Origin of the sequence: Thalassococcus sp. BH17M4-6, assembly GCF_049323015.1 — a bacterium.
Lineage (GTDB): Bacteria > Pseudomonadota > Alphaproteobacteria > Rhodobacterales > Rhodobacteraceae > Puniceibacterium.
The window spans coordinates 28,878-46,520 of record NZ_JBMPGU010000022.1; the positions used below are offsets into that span (position 1 = coordinate 28,878).

At 67.0% G+C, this 17,643-nt stretch carries 18 protein-coding genes and 1 other RNA gene; 10 read left to right on the forward strand and 9 right to left on the reverse strand.

What is annotated here, in order from left to right; all coding sequences use genetic code 11:
• Positions 1-136 precede the first annotated feature (136 nt).
• A complete protein-coding gene (gene nudC, locus ACOXXX_RS20430; protein WP_422828478.1) occupies positions 137-1,105 on the reverse strand; it encodes an NAD(+) diphosphatase in 969 nt (322 codons plus the stop codon).
• A 204-nt stretch (positions 1,106-1,309) separates the two neighbouring features.
• On the opposite strand from nudC, the gene ACOXXX_RS20435 reads away from it, so the two are divergent.
• From ACOXXX_RS20435 to ffs, 3 genes are all read left to right on the forward strand, one after another.
• Complete coding sequence (locus tag ACOXXX_RS20435; RefSeq protein WP_422828479.1) at positions 1,310-3,289, forward strand: bifunctional 2',3'-cyclic-nucleotide 2'-phosphodiesterase/3'-nucleotidase; 1,980 nt, start codon at positions 1,310-1,312, stop codon at positions 3,287-3,289.
• Positions 3,290-3,347: 58 nt separating this feature from the next.
• Entirely contained in the window at positions 3,348-4,013 is a 666-nt protein-coding gene (locus tag ACOXXX_RS20440) for an HAD family hydrolase (protein ID WP_422828480.1), read from the forward strand.
• A 41-nt stretch (positions 4,014-4,054) separates the two neighbouring features.
• An RNA gene (ffs, locus tag ACOXXX_RS20445) (signal recognition particle sRNA small type) lies at positions 4,055-4,151 on the forward strand.
• A gap of 139 nt (positions 4,152-4,290) precedes the next feature.
• Here ffs and ACOXXX_RS20450 read toward each other — a convergent pair.
• The 5 genes from ACOXXX_RS20450 to ACOXXX_RS20470 form a co-directional block, all read right to left on the reverse strand.
• Entirely contained in the window at positions 4,291-4,803 is a 513-nt protein-coding gene (locus ACOXXX_RS20450; RefSeq protein WP_422828481.1) for a protein-tyrosine phosphatase family protein, read from the reverse strand.
• 4 nt (positions 4,804-4,807) lie between these two features.
• Positions 4,808-5,641 (reverse strand): KPN_02809 family neutral zinc metallopeptidase, encoded by an 834-nt coding sequence (gene ypfJ / locus ACOXXX_RS20455; protein WP_422828482.1) that lies wholly within the window; start codon positions 5,639-5,641, stop codon positions 4,808-4,810.
• 105 nt (positions 5,642-5,746) lie between these two features.
• A complete protein-coding gene (locus ACOXXX_RS20460) occupies positions 5,747-7,285 on the reverse strand; it encodes an ankyrin repeat domain-containing protein (RefSeq protein ID WP_422828483.1) in 1,539 nt (512 codons plus the stop codon).
• Positions 7,286-7,456: 171 nt separating this feature from the next.
• Positions 7,457-8,158 carry an NUDIX hydrolase gene (locus tag ACOXXX_RS20465; protein ID WP_422828484.1) on the reverse strand — a complete coding sequence of 234 codons (702 nt, stop codon included), beginning with the start codon at positions 8,156-8,158 and terminating at the stop codon, positions 7,457-7,459.
• Positions 8,159-8,186: 28 nt separating this feature from the next.
• Entirely contained in the window at positions 8,187-8,594 is a 408-nt protein-coding gene (locus ACOXXX_RS20470; RefSeq protein WP_422828485.1) for a DUF983 domain-containing protein, read from the reverse strand.
• Positions 8,595-8,782: 188 nt separating this feature from the next.
• Here ACOXXX_RS20470 and ACOXXX_RS20475 point away from each other — a divergent pair, with 188 nt between their 5' ends.
• From ACOXXX_RS20475 to ACOXXX_RS20490, 4 genes are all read left to right on the forward strand, one after another.
• Positions 8,783-9,268, forward strand: coding sequence for an EF-hand domain-containing protein (locus ACOXXX_RS20475; protein ID WP_422828486.1), 486 nt, complete (start codon positions 8,783-8,785; stop codon positions 9,266-9,268).
• Between the two features lie 84 nt (positions 9,269-9,352).
• Positions 9,353-9,934 carry an RNA polymerase sigma factor gene (locus ACOXXX_RS20480; RefSeq protein ID WP_422828487.1) on the forward strand — a complete coding sequence of 194 codons (582 nt, stop codon included), beginning with the start codon at positions 9,353-9,355 and terminating at the stop codon, positions 9,932-9,934.
• A complete protein-coding gene (locus tag ACOXXX_RS20485) occupies positions 9,924-10,283 on the forward strand; it encodes a hypothetical protein (RefSeq protein WP_422828488.1) in 360 nt (119 codons plus the stop codon). The genes ACOXXX_RS20480 and ACOXXX_RS20485 overlap by 11 nt, the downstream gene beginning before the upstream one ends.
• A 3-nt stretch (positions 10,284-10,286) precedes the next feature.
• Positions 10,287-10,784, forward strand: a complete 498-nt coding sequence (locus ACOXXX_RS20490) for a periplasmic heavy metal sensor (protein ID WP_422828489.1) — start codon at positions 10,287-10,289, stop codon at positions 10,782-10,784.
• 22 nt (positions 10,785-10,806) lie between these two features.
• Here ACOXXX_RS20490 and ACOXXX_RS20495 read toward each other — a convergent pair whose 3' ends face one another.
• On the reverse strand, positions 10,807-12,189 hold the full coding sequence (locus tag ACOXXX_RS20495) for a diguanylate cyclase (RefSeq protein WP_422828490.1): 1,383 nt from the start codon (positions 12,187-12,189) through the stop codon (positions 10,807-10,809).
• A 100-nt stretch (positions 12,190-12,289) separates the two neighbouring features.
• Here ACOXXX_RS20495 and ACOXXX_RS20500 point away from each other — a divergent pair, with 100 nt between their 5' ends.
• The 3 genes from ACOXXX_RS20500 (at position 12,290) to ACOXXX_RS20510 (ending at position 14,918) form a co-directional block, all read left to right on the forward strand.
• A complete protein-coding gene (locus ACOXXX_RS20500) occupies positions 12,290-12,574 on the forward strand; it encodes a DUF3572 domain-containing protein (protein WP_422828494.1) in 285 nt (94 codons plus the stop codon).
• Positions 12,575-12,579: 5 nt separating this feature from the next.
• Positions 12,580-13,278 carry an HAD family hydrolase gene (locus ACOXXX_RS20505; RefSeq protein ID WP_422828495.1) on the forward strand — a complete coding sequence of 233 codons (699 nt, stop codon included), beginning with the start codon at positions 12,580-12,582 and terminating at the stop codon, positions 13,276-13,278.
• A gap of 80 nt (positions 13,279-13,358) precedes the next feature.
• Positions 13,359-14,918, forward strand: a complete 1,560-nt coding sequence (locus ACOXXX_RS20510) for a trimethylamine methyltransferase family protein (RefSeq protein ID WP_422828491.1) — start codon at positions 13,359-13,361, stop codon at positions 14,916-14,918.
• 205 nt (positions 14,919-15,123) lie between these two features.
• Here ACOXXX_RS20510 and ACOXXX_RS20515 read toward each other — a convergent pair whose 3' ends face one another.
• Together ACOXXX_RS20515 and ACOXXX_RS20520 are read right to left on the reverse strand one after the other, a co-directional pair.
• Complete coding sequence (locus tag ACOXXX_RS20515) at positions 15,124-16,074, reverse strand: hypothetical protein (protein ID WP_422828492.1); 951 nt, start codon at positions 16,072-16,074, stop codon at positions 15,124-15,126.
• A 105-nt stretch (positions 16,075-16,179) separates the two neighbouring features.
• Positions 16,180-17,565 (reverse strand): IS1182 family transposase, encoded by a 1,386-nt coding sequence (locus tag ACOXXX_RS20520; RefSeq protein WP_422825414.1) that lies wholly within the window; start codon positions 17,563-17,565, stop codon positions 16,180-16,182.
• Positions 17,566-17,643: the final 78 nt, after the last annotated feature.

Sequence of the window (17,643 nt, forward strand, 5' to 3'; positions counted from 1 at the left end):
GATGCCGCATGCGCTTTGCGCGTCTTCTGGTTGTGGCCAAAGTGTTGCCGTTTCGGCGGAAAATCGCAAGGCATTGGACGGCAACAGTCTGAAAAATCCCGCCCTTGCCCGCGCGGGTCGGGCCCTGCGCCGCGGATCAGTCCAGCTGATCCGCCAGCCAGTTGCGCAACAGGAACTGCGCGATGGCCCCCTTTCGCGCGGGCAGGATGTCGGGATGCCGCCCGGCAAAGGCCTCGGCGATGTCCTCGCGGCTGACCCAGCGGGCATCCTCGATCTCGACCGGATCGATGGTGATATCGCGCCCCGTCGCCTCGCCCACACAGCCGATCATCAGCGACGCCGGAAAGGCCCAGGGCTGGCTGGCCAGATAGCGCACCGCCCCGACCCGCACGCCCGCCTCCTCGAAGACCTCGCGCCGCACCGCGGCCTCGATCGTCTCTCCGGGTTCGACAAAGCCCGCAAGGCAGGAATACATGCCGTCGGGCCAGCCTGGGCTGCGGCCCAGCAGCACCGAATTGCCGTGTGTGATCAGCATGATCACCACCGGATCGGTGCGCGGAAAATGATGCCCGCCGCATTTCGGGCAGATCCGCTGCCACCCGGCCTGCGCCACGTCGCTGGGGCTGCCGCAGCGGCTGCAGAACCCGTGCCCCGCATGCCAGCCGTGGATCGCCTTGGCGGTCGCGGCCAGTTCGGCGTCGCGCGGGCTCAGCGCGGTCATGATCCGCCGCAGCTCGGCAAAGCGCTGGCCGGGCGCAAGCGCCGGGTGCACCTGTTCGCTGGCATCGACAAAGCCGCCCAGCTGGCTCGCGTCCAGCCCCTCCGGCTCCCAGCCTGAGATGTCATGCGCAAAGCGGGCTGCCCCCTCTTCGCGGCCCAGCAGCACCGGCGCGCCGCGCGCCTCGGCCAGCACCGGGTGGTCCAGCGGCAACCGCACAAGCGACAGCGGGTCCTCTCCGGCCACCAGCGGCTTGCCGCGCCACAGCACCACGGTCCGCGCCGCCCTGTCCTGCATTGCGGCGGCCAGGGCCGGAATGTCGCCGCGCAGCTCTGCCGCGCGGTCCAGACCCGATCCGCCGAATGTCACCGTTTCCGCCTGTCGCATCCCGCCCCCCGTTTTGTTCCACATGCCACGGCGGGCGGGAGCGGGCAAACCGTTTCGCCGCGGCGCCTTTTTGCCGCAGGGTATTTGCGCCGAATTCACACCGCGAAACGCAACTTGGGATTGTATTCGCGATCTTTTTCTATCACCAATGTTCCGGCGTCACATTTTCCGATTAGACTTGAATCGCACCAGAGGAGAGTCCCGATGCCCATCGAACGCCCTACCACAATCTCTCGCCGAACCTTTCTGGCCGGCACAGCCGCAGGCACCACCTTGATTGCTTTGCATCCCTTCTCCGCCCGGGCCAGCACTGGTCAGGCCCATCTGCGGATCATGGAAACGACGGACCTGCATGTGCATGTCTATCCCTATGACTACTACGCCGACAAACCCGTCGACACCGTCGGGCTGTCGCGCACCGCGTCGATCATCGCCGACATCCGCGCCGAGGCCACGAACGCGCTGCTGCTGGACAATGGCGATTTCCTGCAGGGCAACCCGATGGGCGACTACATCGCCTATGAACGCGGGATGCAGGACGGCGACATGCACCCGATCATCGCCGCGATGAACACCGTTGGTTTTGACGCCGCGACCATTGGCAACCATGAATTCAACTACGGGCTGGAGTTCCTGATGAAATCCACCGCGGGCGCCGCCTTTCCGATCGTGCTGTCGAACATCGCGACGCAGGCGGGCGCGGGCCCGCGCGACGACACCACGCTGTTCAAGCCCTACGTGATCCTCGACCGCATGCTGACCGACGGCGCAGGCGACAGCCACCCGATCAAGGTGGGGATCATCGGCTTTACCCCGCCGCAGGTGATGAACTGGGACCGCCAGCATCTTGAAGGCAACGTGACCGCCCGCGACATCACCGCCACCGCCCGCGCCTATCTGCCGGAAATGAAAGAGGCCGGTGCCGACATCATCATCGCGCTTTCGCATTCCGGCATCGGCCAGGCGCAGGACGCAGAGGGGCTGGAAAACGCGTCGGTGCCGCTGGCGGCGCTCGACGGGATCGATGCGGTGATGACCGGCCATTCGCACCTGGTCTTCCCGTCGCCCACCTACGAAGGCTACGCCGCGGTCGATACCGCCAAGGGCACGATCCACGGCAAGCCCGCGACCATGGGCGGCTTCTGGGGCAGCCATCTGGGGGTGATCGACCTGCTTCTGGAACGCGACGGGTCCGAATGGCGCGTCGTCACCACCACGTCCGAGGCACGCCCGATCAGCCGCCGCAACGAAGACCGCTCTGTCACCGCGCTGGTCGAGGACGACCCGGCGGTCCTGGCCGCGGTCAAGGCCGATCACGAGGCGACGCTGGACTATGTGCGCCGCCCGGTGGGCAAGACCACGGCGCCGCTGCATTCCTACTTTGCCCTGGTGGCGGACGATCCGTCTGTGCAGATCGTCTCGGTCGCGCAGACCTGGTATATCCGCCAGATGATGCAGGGCACCGAATACGAGGGCCTGCCGATCCTGTCCGCCGCCGCGCCGTTCAAGGCCGGGGGCCGTGGCGGGCCCGAGTACTACACCGACGTGCCCGCGGGATCGATTGCGGTCAAGAACGTGGCCGACCTCTATCTTTACCCCAACACCGTGCGCGCGGTGAAGGTCACCGGCGCGCAGGTCAAGGACTGGCTCGAACGCTCGGCCGGGATCTTCAACCAGATCACCCCGGGCACCAGCGACCAGCCGCTGCTGGATCCGGCGTTCCCAAGCTACAATTTCGATGTCATGGACGGGGTCACCTACCGGATCGACCTGTCGCAGCCGTCGAAATACGACCCCAAGGGCGGATCGCTCAACCCAGGCGCCAGCCGCATCACCGACCTCAGGTACCAAGGCGAACCGATTGATCCCGCGGCCGAATTCATCGTCGCCACGAACAACTACCGCGCCAGCGGCGGCGGGTCCTTCCCGGGCGCCATGGGCGACACCATCGTGTTCGAGGCACCCGACACCAACCGCGACGTGATCGTGCGCTACATCGTCGAGCAGGGCACCGTCGACCCCGCCGCCGACGCCAACTGGTCCTTCGCGCCGATGCCGGACACCTCGGTGCTTTTCGAAACCGGACCGGCGGCGCAGGCCTATGCCGATGGCGTGGAAAGCCTGACGCTGGAAGAGGTCGGGATGAACGACGACGGCTTTACCATCTTCCGTATCCTGCTCTGACGGTCGGCCCGGGGGGCGGCACCTCGACAGCCGCGCGGCGGCGTGCTTTATGCGCGGCATGACACAGACAGCGCCTCCCACCTTCACCGCCGTGATCTTCGACCTCGACGGCACCCTGCTCGACACCGAAGCGGCGGCCATGCGCGCGGGCGTTCTGGCCTTCGAAACCCTGGGGATCGAGATCGAAGAGGATTTCCTGCACCGGCTGGTGGGCAAGGATTACGACGCCGGGGCGCAGATCATCGCGGCGGAATTCGGCGATATCGACACCGACCGGCTGAACACCGAATGGTCCGCCACCACCAGCCGCCTGCGCCAACGTGACGGCGTGCCGCTGAAACCGGGCGCGGCGGACCTGCTGGCGCATCTCAGCGATCTGGGCGTGCCGCTGGCCCTCGCCACCTCCTCGCATGACCAAAGCGCGACGGAAAAGCTGCAGATCAGCGGCCTCGACCGGTATTTTCCCATCGTCGTGACCCGCGATTCGGTGCAGCGGGCCAAACCCGCGCCCGATCCCTACCTGCTGGCCGCCGACCGGCTGGGCCACGCGCCCACGGCCTGCCTGGTCTTCGAGGACAGCGAACCGGGGGCCGAATCCGCGCATACCGCCGGCGCCTGCGTGGTGCAGGTCCCCGACATCCTGCCGACCGAGGGACGGTTTGCCCATCACGTGGCAGAGACGCTGATGGACGGGGCCCGCTGGGCCGGGCTGCTGGGCCGCTGACCCCCTTGCGATAAGCCGCGCGGGCGACTATGTACCGGGTCGAGAGGTTGGCGCGGGCAGGCGCCTCGCCAACCCGGTCAGGTCCGGAAGGAAGCAGCCGTAACGAGCCCCGCTTGGGTCGTTGTCCAGCCTCTCACCTCCGGTGCATTTGCCCCTCAAATGCACCGAGCGGGACAGAGCTGACCTTCGCAGAAGGTCTGCGGAGTCCCGCCTCAGACAAGTTCAGCACAAACCTTCACGAAGACGCCCGCAGGGCGGATGAGTTGCCCCCAGCCCCCTACCCCGAAGACCGCACGAACACCGCCGCCTCGCGCGGGGCCGCCATCGCCCAGCTCATCTGCGCCTCGGTCTCCACCGCACAGGGCCGCACGCCCCGCAGCCGCGCCAGCGCCTCGTCCGGCGCCTCGCCCGCCTCGATCATCAGGCGCAGCGCCACCATGCCCGACCGCCCGCAGCCGCCCCGGCAATGCACCAGCAGCCGCCCACCGCCTGCCAGCGCCCGCAGCGCCGGGACGCGGACCACCTCCCAGCGTTCCTGAAAGGCCGCATCGGGGGCGCCGAAATCCTCCAGCGGCAGATGCACCCAGCGGGTGCCCTGGTCCTGCAGATGCGCACCCAGGTCCTGCGCCTCGGTCGCGACCATCTCCACGAGCGTGGTCAGCGACAGCACCATTGCCGGGGCCCAGCCGCGAATATGCTCCAGATCGCCCGCATAATCTCCCTCCGCCCCCGGCAGCGGCGCGATGGCCAGGATGCCGCCCCCCACGGGCAAGGCGTGAAACACCGTCACGGCCCTAAAGCCTTTGCGCGCCGAAGGTGTCGCAGTCGGCGATGCGTCCGCTTTTGTAACCTCGCGCGAACCAGCGTTCCCGCTGGTCAGACGTGCCGTGCGTAAAGGTGTGCGGCTGCGGCACCCGTCCCGCGCGCTTTTGCAGATAGTCGTCGCCGATCCGCCGCGCCGCGTTGAGCGCCTCGTCCAGATCCCCCGGTTCCAGCAGATTGCCGACCTTTTGCGCCCAGACCCCCGACAGGCAGTCCGCCTGCAGCTCCAGCCGCACGGTCAGTGCGTTGGCCTCGGCCTGGCTGGCGCTGCGCCGTGCCTCGTTCACCTGGCCCAGCAGGCCCAGTTCATTCTGCACGTGATGCGCGACCTCATGCGCGATCACATAGGCGGCGGCGAAATCGCCCTTCGCCCCCAGCTCGCGGCTGAGTGTGGCGAAGAAATCGGTGTCGAGGTAGGCCTTGCCATCCGCCGGGCAGTAGAACGGCCCCGTCGCGCCGCTGGCACCGCCACAGGGCGACTGCGTCACCCCGGAATACAGAACCAGCGTGGGTGCGGCGTATTCCACTCCCAGCTGCTCGGGAAAGACGACATCCCAGACATCTTCGGTGGTGGCCAGCACCCGGGTCGAAAATTCCGCTGCGCGCTGTTCCGCGTCGGTCAGTTCGCGGGGCGCCGTGCTTTGCTGTGGCACCTGCTGCAAGAGCGGCGTCACGTCGATCCCAGCGAAATAGCCAATGGCCAGAACAACCAGCAGGCCGACCCCGCCGATGCCCGCCTTGGCCCCACCGCCGGACCGGCGACGGTCCTCCACATTGCGGCTGCGGCGCACCCCTCTCAATCGCATGACCACTCCCCCCGCATGCATCCCGACCCGGCGATGATACACGACCAGCCGCCGGGTTTAAGCAAAAACTCCCTTTCCAAGCGGCAGGTTCCGCGACGCTCCTGTTCAGACCACCTGACCGGGATGCGCCTCTGCCCAATCGGCCAGGAACGCCGCCAGATCCTCACGCCCCGCCATCTCGATCGCACGACGCGGCAGGGCCACCCCGGCCTCGAGCGCCAGTTCCAGGCAGGTGCGGTAATCGCCCTCCGCCCGGTCGGGGTTGTTTTCCGACCCGTGCAGGATCGTGCCCAGCAGCGTGCCGCCATAGTCGTTGACATGCGCGAGGTCGGGCCGCTGGCCCATCAGATAGGCCATCATCCCGGGCAGACCGCACCAGCCCGCCGCCTGCACCGGGGTCACCCCGGTGCCATCGGGCCGGTCGTACTCCACCCCCAGCGCCACCAGCCGCTGCACCTGCCCCAGCCGGTCCGGCAGGTGCACGATGTCACGGATGATGTCGCGGTAGGCAGGCGGCAGCCGTTCGGGGTCGATGAACGCGCCCGGGCTCTCTTCCCCGTCGGCCGCGCGTGCCAGAAGCGTTTCCTCGCGGCTCAACGGCACCGCGCCGCCGCGCGCCTCGATCTCGCGCGCCAGCATCGCATGGCCAAAGACGCGGGCAAAGCCATAGGCCGTGGCCCCCTTCCAGACCCGCCCCGGATCGGCGTCGTTCTCCAGCAGCAGCTTCACCATTTCGGGTCCCGAACCGCGCCGCGCGGCCTGGTGCAGTGCCGGCACGACCCAGGGCTGCTCGCCTCCGACCTCCGCATCGTTGTAATCGTCGGCCTTGGCCCCGTGCGTCAGCAGCAGCCGCACCGCCGCCACGTCGTCGAAATCCATCGCCCTGAGCAGCGCGTTGGTGCCATGCGGATCGGCCCCGTGGGCCAGCAGCAATTTCAGCCCCTCGTGATGCCCAAGTTCGGTGGCGTGATACAGCGCCTCGCCGTCGTTGGGATCAGCCCCATGCTCCAGCAGCCAGCGGCCCAGAACCATGTTGTCCGCGTGCCCGATGGCGCCATAAAGCGCCGACAGCAGATGATCGCTCCCGGGGCTCACCGGATAGCCGTCGTTCACGTCGGCCCCTGCGGCCAGCAACGCTTCGGCCACCGCGATCATCTGCGGCGCAAGCTCGGGCCGCTGCTTGATCCAGCGCGAAAACGCCAGATGCAGGATCGGGCGGCGCGGTCCGAACGCCTGCACCGCCAGCGACGGGTCGCGCGCCAGCGCGGCCTCGACGGCGTCGATGTCGTAGAGCGCACAGGCCAGACCAAAAAGCCCGTCGGCCAGGTCCGGCGTTTCGCTCAGCAGATGCTCCACCACCCAGCCCTGCCCCTGATACAGCGCGATCTTCAACCGCTGCTGTTTGGCCGCGCGGTCCATGCCCACGGTCTCGACAGCCAGCTTCAGCTTTGGCCAGCTTTCGAACCCCTGTTCGCGGGCGATGACATGCAGGAAATCCGCGTGTTTCAGATGGCCAGGGTCCGCGCGCGGCGGATACATCCTCAGCCGCGTCAGCGCGCCGGGGTCGCGCGCATCGTAAAGACGCCTGAGGGTTTTCGCATCGCGGCGCAAATGGTCAAAGGACGGGGCCTTCGGTCGGGCCATGGCAGGTTCCTCCTGTTCACGCCCGGGATCCGCTTTGCCAGTCGGGCACAGAAAAAACCGATTAAGGTCGTTTCGTCGTCACAGGTGCGTAGCCACGCTTTCCGCGGATCAGGCGGCCCCCTGCAGGGCACACCGACGGAATACCATACGCGGGCGACACCCGCAATCATCCTAGTCCGTCAGGACCCGCCCGTGCAGCCGCAGGAACAGGCTTTCCTCGTCATCGTTGCGAAAGAACGGCACCGATTGCGGCGGCGCGGGATCTTCGGCGCGCGCCGCGATCTCGGCCAGCACCACCTCGGTGATAAAGGGCATGTCGAAACGGCGCACCTCGGCCAGGTCGACCCATTGCAGATGCGACAGCTCATCGCTGGCCGCGGCAAAGTCGTCCGGATCGCTGACCAGCGCACCCGCATCGACCAGAAAGAACCGCGCATCGAACCGGCGCGGCCGCCCCGGCGGGGTGATGGCGCGAAAAACGAACTGCAACGCCGTGGCAGACGGCAGGTGGCCGGTGGCGGCAAAGCTCTGCCAGTCTTCCGGAACCTCGCCGCCCCAGACCCCGGGCACGCCAAGGATCTGACCTGTTTCCTCCCACAACTCGCGGATGGCGGCGACGGCAATCGCCGGGGCCAGCGCGGCGTCTGCGTCTTCGGTCAGACGGGCGGCGCAGAGCGCGGGCAACGGTTCGGCCAGCGGCACATCCGCATCGGCCGGATCGACCGCACCGCCGGGAAAGACGAACTTGTTGGGCATGAAGGCCGCGCCCGCGCCGCGCTGCCCCATCAGAATGCGCGGCCGGGTCAGCCGGTCGCGCAGCACGATGACGGTCGCGGCGTGGCGAATGGCGGTCTTGTCGATCACATCGGTCATCCGGGGCCCCTTTGCAGCAGGGGCCGGATCACGCGGGCGGCGCGAATCCATGCATGTACCGCGCCCACTGGATGGCCACGATCACCCCTTTCAACCTCGGCAGAAGATAGAGCGAGAGCGAGATGCAGCCAACCGCGAAGATCGTGAACAGGATCAGCGGATCGGGCCGGTAGGTCGTAAACGCCACGTGCAGGAGCGGCGCCATCAGGTGCCCCACGATCAGGATGGTCAGGTACGCCGGGCCGTCGTCGGCGCGGTGATGATGCAGCGGCTCGCGGCACACCGGGCAGGTGTCGCGTACCTTGAGGTAACTGCGCAGCATCGGACCGGTGCCGCAGTTGGGACATTTGCGCCGCCAGCCTTTCCAGACCGCGGGCCAGGTCGGCCGTTCGGGCTGCGCAGTCTGCGACTCGGTGGTGTGTGACGTGTTGCTCATGCGGCCAAGATGACCCTCGCCGGGCCTTGACAAAAGGGGCCAAAACGCCCCGCGTCCGGATGTCGCAAATCACGGCCCTGTGATCGTTTGTCCGAACTTTCTGCGACGGAACCGCCGGGCCGCGCCGTTTGACTGTGCATGAACCCGGGCAACGACCCCGGTTCGCCGTCAGAAATGGAGAAGACGACATGCAAAGAGGTATCTGGATCACGGGCGTTCTTGTCACCGCGATGAGCATCACCGCCGTAGCGGCCAGCGCCCATGACCGCGACGGCCGCCGTGGCGGTCCCGACCGCGCGCCGATCCTGTTCGAAGAGCTGGACGCCAACGCCGACGGACAGGTCACGCCCGAAGAGATGGCGGCCCACCGGGCCGTGCGCTTTGCCGCCGCCGACACCGATGGCGACGGCGCGCTCAGCCCCGAGGAATTGCAGGCCCAGCGCGAGGCCCGCAAGGCCGAACGCAGCGCCGCCCGCGCCGCGCGGATGGTCAAACGGCTGGACGAAAACGGCGATGGCAAGCTCAGCCCCGAAGAGGTGGCAGGCCGCCGCGACCCCGCGCGGATGTTCGAGCGGCTCGACAAGGACGAGGATGGCGCGATCAGCGCCGAGGAGTTCGCCGACGCCCGCAAGCACTGGCGCGGCCATCGCGGCGAAGGACGCGGCCGCCACTAGGCGCCGAAGCACTGGCGCGGGGTCCTGTCGGGGCCCCGCGCTTGCGCCGGCCCCGCCAAGGCGCTACCGCCGCAAGGACCGAAGATGCCGCTGGATGCCATGAACGATCTCGACGACGAGACCCTTCTTGCGCGCTACGCCGCTGGCAGCGCCGAGGCCGCGCGGGCGCTGACCCTGCGGCTGACCCCGCGTGTCTATGCGCATGCGGTGCGCATGCTGGGCGACCGGGCCGAGGCCGAGGATGTGACGCAAGAGGCGTTGATGCGGCTTTGGCGGCAGGCGCCGGGCTGGCGCGCGGGCGAGGCGAAGGTGACCACCTGGCTCTACCGTGTCACCGCGAACCTCTGCATCGACCGGCAGCGCAGACGCCGCGGCGTGCCGCTGGACGACGCGCCCGAAATCGCCGACGACGCGATCAGCGCCGAGGCACGGCTGCAGCAGGACGCCCGTGCCGCGGCGCTGCAGGCGGCGCTTTTGCAACTGCCCGACCGGCAACGGCAGGCGGTGGTGCTGCGTCACATCGAAGGTCTGGCCAATCCCGAGATTGCCCAGATCATGGACATAGGCCCGCGGGCGGTGGAAAGTCTTACCGCGCGGGGCAAACGCGCGCTCGAGGCGATCCTGCTGACCGCCCGCGCAGAACTGGGGTTGAGCGATGACGCATGAACCGGATGATGACCTGCCCCCGGGGTTGGGGGCGTATTTCAGCGCCGCCCGCGCCGACACGCCCGAACCGCCCGCCGACCTCATGGCGCGAATCGAGGCGCAGGCCTTGGCCGCGCGCCCCGATCCCGACCCCGCGCCGCATCGGCGGCCGCTGGCCGGGCTGATCGCCGCGCTTGGCGGCTGGCCCGCGATGGCGGGGCTGGCGGCGGCGGCCTGCGCGGGGGTCTGGCTCGGGTTTTCGCCCCCCGATGCGATGCTGGCCTACTGGCAGGATGGCGACGGAACCTATGGCACGATCGACACGCTGGACCCGGTCAGCGGCTACGATTTCGCGATGACGGAGGGCTGAGACATGGCAGACCAGGCACCCCGAATGAAATTCTGGCTGCGGCTTGTGCTCTTCGCCTCGCTGGCGCTGAACCTCGTGATCGTCGGCATCGTCGCGGGCTTTGTCCTGCGCGGTGGGCCAGATCATCGCGACGGGCCGCGCGGGCGCGACGGCGCGGTGCGCTATTCCCGCGCGCTGACCGAGGATCAGCGCGACGCCCTGCGCCGCGACCTGCGCGCCGCCTTCCGCGGCGACCGCCGGGCCGTCGCCGCCGAGATCGCAGGCGATTTCCGCGCCGCTGTCGAGGTGCTGCGCGCCGACCCTTTCGACCGCGCCGCCTTTGACGCAGTGATGGCGCGCCAGGACACCCGCGCCGAGGCGCGCCAGCAAACCGGGCGGCAGGCGCTTCTGGACGTCGTTTCGGGGATGAGCACCGAGGAACGGCAGGCCTATGCCGACCGGCTGTCGGATCAGATCGACCGGCTGGAAAAACGCATGTGGCGGCGACGCGACGACGACTAGCCGGGCGGCCGGGCGCCTTTCGTCAGGCCGCGCTCGGCGTGTCGATCAGCGCCTGGTTGCGGCCATCGGCCTTGGCGGCATATAGCGCGCGATCTGCCGCCTCGAGCAGCTCGGCCTGCGCTTGCAGCGCCCCCGGCGCGCCGCCGATGGCCACCCCGATGCTGATGGTCAGCGGGATGCGCAACTGCCCGCCCGGCAGCGCAAAGGGCTGTGCCGCGATGTCGCGACACAGGCGCGAGGCGCTGGTCATCGCCTGCTCCCGCGTGGTGTCGGGCATCGCGATCAGGAACTCCTCCCCACCGTGCCGCGCCAGCAGATCGGCGGCGCGCAGCCCCGATGACAGCCGCGTCGCGACTTCGGTCAGCACCGCATCGCCGGCGGCGTGGCCATGCCGGTCGTTGACGCGCTTGAAGTGATCCAGATCGGCGATCATCACCGCCAGCGGCTTGCCCAGCGCCGTGGCCGTGTCGATCAGCCGCCCCAGATGCGGCAGGGCATAGCGCCGGTTGAAAAGCCCCGTCAGAGGGTCGATCAGCGCCGCCTGCACCCCGTCGCGCATGTTGGCGCGCAGCTTTTCCGCCGTGCGCTTGCGGGCAATCTGCTTTTGCAGGCGCAACGCCAGTTCCTGCGCGTCCAGCGTGCCGATCATCAGGTCATCGGCCCCCAGGTCCAGCGCCGCCGCCGCCGATTGCCGCTGATGCGCCCCCGCGACGTACAGGATCGCCGCATGCCGCGTTTCCGCCCGCGCGCGCAGATCCGACAGGAACGCCAGCCCCTTGCCTCCGCGCCCCGCCGCTTCGGCAATCACGAAGACCTCGGCCGGATCGGCGCGGTCGCGCAGCACCGCATCGGGTGTCGCGATGGTAAACTGATCAGGCAGCGCATGGCGCAGCTTTGCCAGCGTCCCGGGCATGTCGTGCCCCGGCCCCGCAGGCACCAGCGCCACGCGCGCAGGCCGGGCAAAGCCCGGCGCCTCCTCGGCCAGACCAAGCGCGCGCTGGGTGTCGTCGCGCAGGCGCAGCTCGGCCTCGGCATTGCGGGCGCGCAGCAGGCTGCGCAGCCGGGCCAGCAGCACCAGGTCGTCCAGCGGCCGCGTCAGGATATCGTCGGCCCCCGCCATCAGCCCGGCCAGTCGTTGCGCCGCCGTGGGCTGGCATTGCAGCAGTACCACCGGCAGACCGTGCCGCCCGGCCGCCGCCCGGATGCGGCGGCACAGCTCGGTGCCCGACTGGTCGCCCGCGCCGTCCGACGCGATCACCAGATCGGGCCGCACGGTGCGTATCTGCCGCAGCGCCTCGTCGGTCGAGGCGGCCTGCGACACGTCGTAGAACGCCGACGCCAGTTTGACCCGCAAGACGATGCGGTTCGTGGCCACGGGGTCGACGATCAGAATTCGTCCCGTCATGGAGCATCCTCTGCGGAACCGGTCAGTGCGCGCTTGCACCCCGGCTGGATGGCAGTGTTTACTAAGGTTGGTTAACAAACGGTTTCCGGATCTGGTCAACATGGCGATTTCCCGCGACGGCGCAGAAACGATCGGGCTGCAGGCGGTGGCCTGGCTGGCCGGCAATGACGAGCTGTGCCCGGTCTTCCAGGGCGCATCGGGTGCCGGCGCCGAAGAGTTTCGCGCCGGTCTGACCGATCCGGAATTCCAGGCCTCGGTTCTGGATTTCCTGTTGATGGACGACGCCTGGATCGTCTCCTTCTGCGATGCCGAAGGGCTGGGATACGAGGCGCCGATGATGGCGCGCGCGCTTCTGCCCGGCGGCGAGCAGGTGCACTGGACGTGACGGCTCTGCGCGCGGACGGGGTGCTGTTCGACAAGGACGGCACGCTTTTCGATTTCAGCGCCACCTGGGATGTCTGGGCCGCGGGCACCCTGCGCGACCTGGCCGCTGGCGTGCCCGGGCGGCTGCGGGCGCTGGCCGACGCGGCGGGTTACGACCTCGAATCGGCGCGGTTCCGTCCGCAAAGCCGGGTCATCGCGGGCACCAACCGCGAGGCGGCGGAATGCCTGGCGCCGGAACTGCCGCATCTCAGCATCGCGCAGATCGAGGACCACCTCATGCGCAGCTCGGCCGAGGCGCAGCTGACCCCGGTGGTGGCGCTGGCGCCGCTGCTCGACGCGCTGCGGGGCCTGGGCCTGCGGCTGGGGGTGATGACCAACGACACCGAATTCGGCGCGCGCGCGCATCTTGGGGCCGCCGCGGTCGCGGACCGGTTCGACTTCATCGCGGGCTTCGACAGCGGCTTTGGCGGCAAACCCTCGCCCGCGCCGCTGCTGGCCTTTGCCCGCGCGCAGGCGCTGGATCCGGCGCGGGTGGTCATGGTGGGCGACAGCCGCCATGACCTGACCGCCGGGCGCGCTGCCGGGATGCAATGCGTGGGCGTGCTGACCGGACCGGCGACGGCGCAGGATCTGGCGCCCCTGGCCGATGCGGTCCTGCCCGATATCGGCCATCTGCCCGACTGGCTGCGGGGCGCTGACGGGTAAAAACGACGCGCCACGTCGCATTCGGGCAGGCCCCCGGCCCGGGCGGATGCTCTGCTGATCCCAGCAACGCGGAGGACGGCATGGCAGAGGCAGCAGTCAAACGGCGCAGGCACGGCGGGCGGGCCGGTCACGCCACCCGGCGCGGCACCACCGTCATCGAACAGTCGCCTTGGCGCATCCCGGTCAACACCGACCGCCCGACAGAGCCGCTGACCGAGGAAGGCGTGGCTCGCATGCACGACGCGGCGATGCGCATTCTTGAGGAGATCGGCATCGAATTCCTCAACCCCGCCGCGGCGCAGATCATGCAAAAGGCGGGCTGTACGGTCACGGGCGAAAACGTCCGCATCGACCGCGCCATGGTGATGGAGATGGTCGGCAAGGCGCCGGACCAGTTCACCGTGACCCCGCGCAACCCCGACCGGCAGGTGACGGTCGGCGGCAACCACATTCTTTTCGGCAACGTGTCGTCGCCGCCAAACTACTGGGACATGGAGATCGGGCACAAGGTCACCGGCACCCGGACGCATTTTCGCAATCTGCTGAAGCTCACGCAGTATTTCAACTGCATCCATTTCGCGGGCGGCTATCCGGTCGAACCGGTCGACATCCACCCGCGCGAACGGCACCTTGACGCGGCCTATGACAAGCTGGTGCTGACCGACAAGGTCAACCACGTCTATTCCCTGGGCACGGAACGGGTGCAGGACGTGATGGAAATGGTCCGCATCGCCGGCGGGCTCAGCCACGACGCGTTCGAGGCCAGCCCCCGGATGTACACCAACATCAATTCGACCTCGCCGCTCAAGCACGATCATCCGATGCTCGACGGCTGGATGCAGATGGCCCGGCGCGGTCAGGCGCTGGTGGTCACGCCCTTCACGCTGGCCGGTGCCATGGCGCCGGTGACGATGGCCGGGGCTGTCGCGCAAAGCCTGGCCGAGGGGCTGAGCGCGGTGGTGCTGGCACAGATCATCAAGCCGGGCGTGCCGTGTGTGATCGGCACCTTTACCAGCAATGTCGACATGAAATCCGGCGCGCCGGCCTTTGGCACCCCGGAATACATCCGCGCCACGCAAATGACCGGCCAGATGGCGCGTTTTTATGGCCTGCCGATGCGGTCCTCGGGCGTCTGCGCCGCCAACATCCCCGACGGGCAGGCGATGTGGGAAACCGAGCACAGCCTCTGGGCCGCGATGCAGTCGGGCACCAACATGGTTTATCACGCCGCCGGATGGCTCGAGGGCGGGCTGATCGCCAGCCCCGAAAAGTTCATCATGGATTGCGAGGTGCTCCAGCAGTTACAGCGCTACATGGAGCCCGAGATCTGCGACGTCAGCGACGACGCGCTGGCGCTCGACGCGATCCGCGAAGTCGGTCACTCCGGCCATTTCTTCGGCACCCAGCACACCCAGGACCGCTATGCCACGGCCTTCTACCAGCCCTTCCTGTCGGACTGGAAGAATTTCGAGGCCTGGCATTCCGCCGGTGCGATCTGGACACCCGAGCGGGCGCATATGCTCTACAAGCTGATCCTGGAAGAATTCGAACCGCCCGCGCTGGATCAGGCCATAGAGGAGGAACTGTCCGATTTCGTCGCCCGCCGAAAGGCCGAAGGCGGCGTGCCCACAGATTTCTGAGCGACGGCCCCCGGCCACCTTTCGCGCGCGGCTTTGCCGCGATGATGCGGATCGTCCGAAACCGATCGACGCGCCGCATCCCGCAGGATTGGCGCAATCGTCAAGCAACTCGGATCCGGACCGGCCCTTCGGCGCGGTATGGTTCAAAGCCTGCATCGCGGGACTTGGCTACCGAACGATTGTCCGCTCGGGGTCAACCTCCAAATCAATAATTACATATGTCGCCTGTGACCGTCACAACCCCGATCTCACTATTGTCAGTCCGCTGGTAGACGTGTTCAATGGTAGCACCGGCCTCTATGACAGGCTGCAGAGCCTCATAGGTGCAGTTGTGCTGGACAAGGCCCATTCGCATCGACACGGGCAACGCATCCGGGTTTGTTGATACCTCGTAGACGTACCGTAGGGTCGTGCCGTCGCTCAAAACTCTCAGCAAGGCCGTCGTATCGTCAACGCGCTGGCTTGGCACCTCTGCCGCCATCTGGCGAAGGGTTTCTTCAAGGCCCTGTCCGCGCACCATCATGTCTATGCCAGCTCGTTGCATCGCAGGGTCATTCTCGGTTTCCGCGACCATGCGGTTCGTCTCCACCTGAATCAACGCGCCCAGCGCGACACCCGCGAAGAGAAGAACGAAGCCTGTCAACACTCCCAACGCACCTGTCAGGAGCGGGATTGTCGGCGCGCGGTTCGCGGAAACGTCGCTCTTGGACGGCGTGAGCAGAAGCCAGAAGTTCGCGATAGGGATGAACGCGAGTACGCCCATCCGCGCATGACCGTACGCGTCGCGGGATCGTGCCATCGCAATGATACCGAGGGCGTAGCCCACACAGAGGCCGATAACTACGTCCACAAGCATGAAGGCCCAGAGATATCCGCCAGCCATAGCCGGAATCGAGTTCAACCACACAAGTTGCGATGCGGCCATAACAAAGAAGAGAAGCCCTGAGTAAGCAAAATAGGGCGCCCGCCGGAGTTCGGCGCTGCTTTTGTGGAAGATCGCTGCGAAAAAAGCGCCTGTGATGGTGATCCCGTAGGAAATCAGCCGTAGGCTGTCTTCCGTCTGATTAACGTATTGGATGGCAATTTCTTCAAGCATACCAAAAACCATGCGGGTGCCCATTGAGCCTGTCAATGAAATAGCATTGAAACCGGACATTCATGCATCGCGCAGCATCGGTCACTCTGGGCTGATTCTGTTGAAAAACAACGTGTTGCGGATGCAGAAAGTAGCGGCCGGAACGGGGCGCAAGCGCCTCTCTGATCAGGCTTTGGATGGTTTCTGCGGTGCAGGGAAGATCTTGGCCAGTTTGCGGAGGTTTTGAGCGGTGGCTGCGAGGAGGAATTCGTCGTTGGCGCCACATGGACCTCGTAATCGAAGCCGGCCCAGGCCGAGGATGCGTTTGAGATGGGCGAAGAGCATCTCGACCTTCTTTCGGAGCTTCATCGAGATGTCGTATTGGCGGGTCTTGGCAATGTCGCGCGCGACCTGACGGGCGTCTTCGTGTTCCTCGCGGGTGATCTTGCGCGCGTCGGTGTTGGGGCAGCACCTGGCTTTGGATGGGCAGGCCTGGCAGACCTCTTTCAGTGCCCGATAACGGGCGGTGCCCTTGCCTGTCGGTCCTCGGTTCGGGTCCGAGTAGTTGCGGCGGAACTGTTTGAGGGCGTGACCTTCGGGGCAGATGTACTGATCGTTCTCGGCATCCCATTCGAAGTCGGCACGGGACCATGTGCCATCGGATCGGCCAGCCTTGTCGAACACCGGAATATGTGGAGCGATCTTCTGCTCGACCAACCAGCCAAGCATAGGCCCAGTTCCGTAGGCGGTATCGGCGATCAGCCGTTCGGGATGCAGATCGAACCGATCCTTCACCCGTCTCAGCATGGTCTTGGTCGATCCGACCTCGGCCTGACGGATTGATCTGGTGGCTTCAACATCGACGATGACGCCGTGGTCCGTATCGATCAGGTAATTGTCGGAATAGGCAAAGAATGCTGGGCCTTTGCGCGCAGCCGTCCATTGGCTGGCCGGATCGGAATGGGACGTGAACTTGGGCTGAACCGGGGACGCTGCACCAAAGGCCGCCTCGTCCAGCGTATCGAGGTACTCGCGCACTGCGCGGGGCGCATCTGCCGGATCGATGGTCGACACATTCCATTCTTCCTTGGGCGTCGAGTTCTGCTTGTTGGCGTCCGCCTCGATCAGGCTGGCATCGATGGCCATGCGCTGTCCGCTGACCAGGCCTTCTTCGATGCATCGCGCCACCGTCGTCTCGAACAAGTGGCGCAACAGTTCGCTCTCGCGGAACCGCCCATGCCGGTTCTTTGAAAAGGTGGAATGATCGGGAACGCGGTCGCCGAGATCGAGACGGCAGAACCAGCGATATGCGAGGTTGAGATGTACCTCCTCACAGAGCCGCCGTTCCGACCGGATGCCAAAGCAATACCCGACCAGCAGCATCCGGATCAGCAGTTCAGGATCGACGGACGGGCGGCCGGTGTGGCTGTAGAAATCCGCCAGATGGGCCCGGATGCCGTTCAGATCGACGAACCGATCAATCGACCGCAGCAGGTGGTCTTGGGGAACATGATCCTCTAGCGAGAACTCGTAGAACAGAGCCGCCTGCGCTTCCTGCCTCGGTCCCATCATCGCCAATCCCTCCCTATAGGACGAATTGAATCAGCGACTTGCCACTCGATCAAGGAAGAGTTTTTCAACATAATAGGC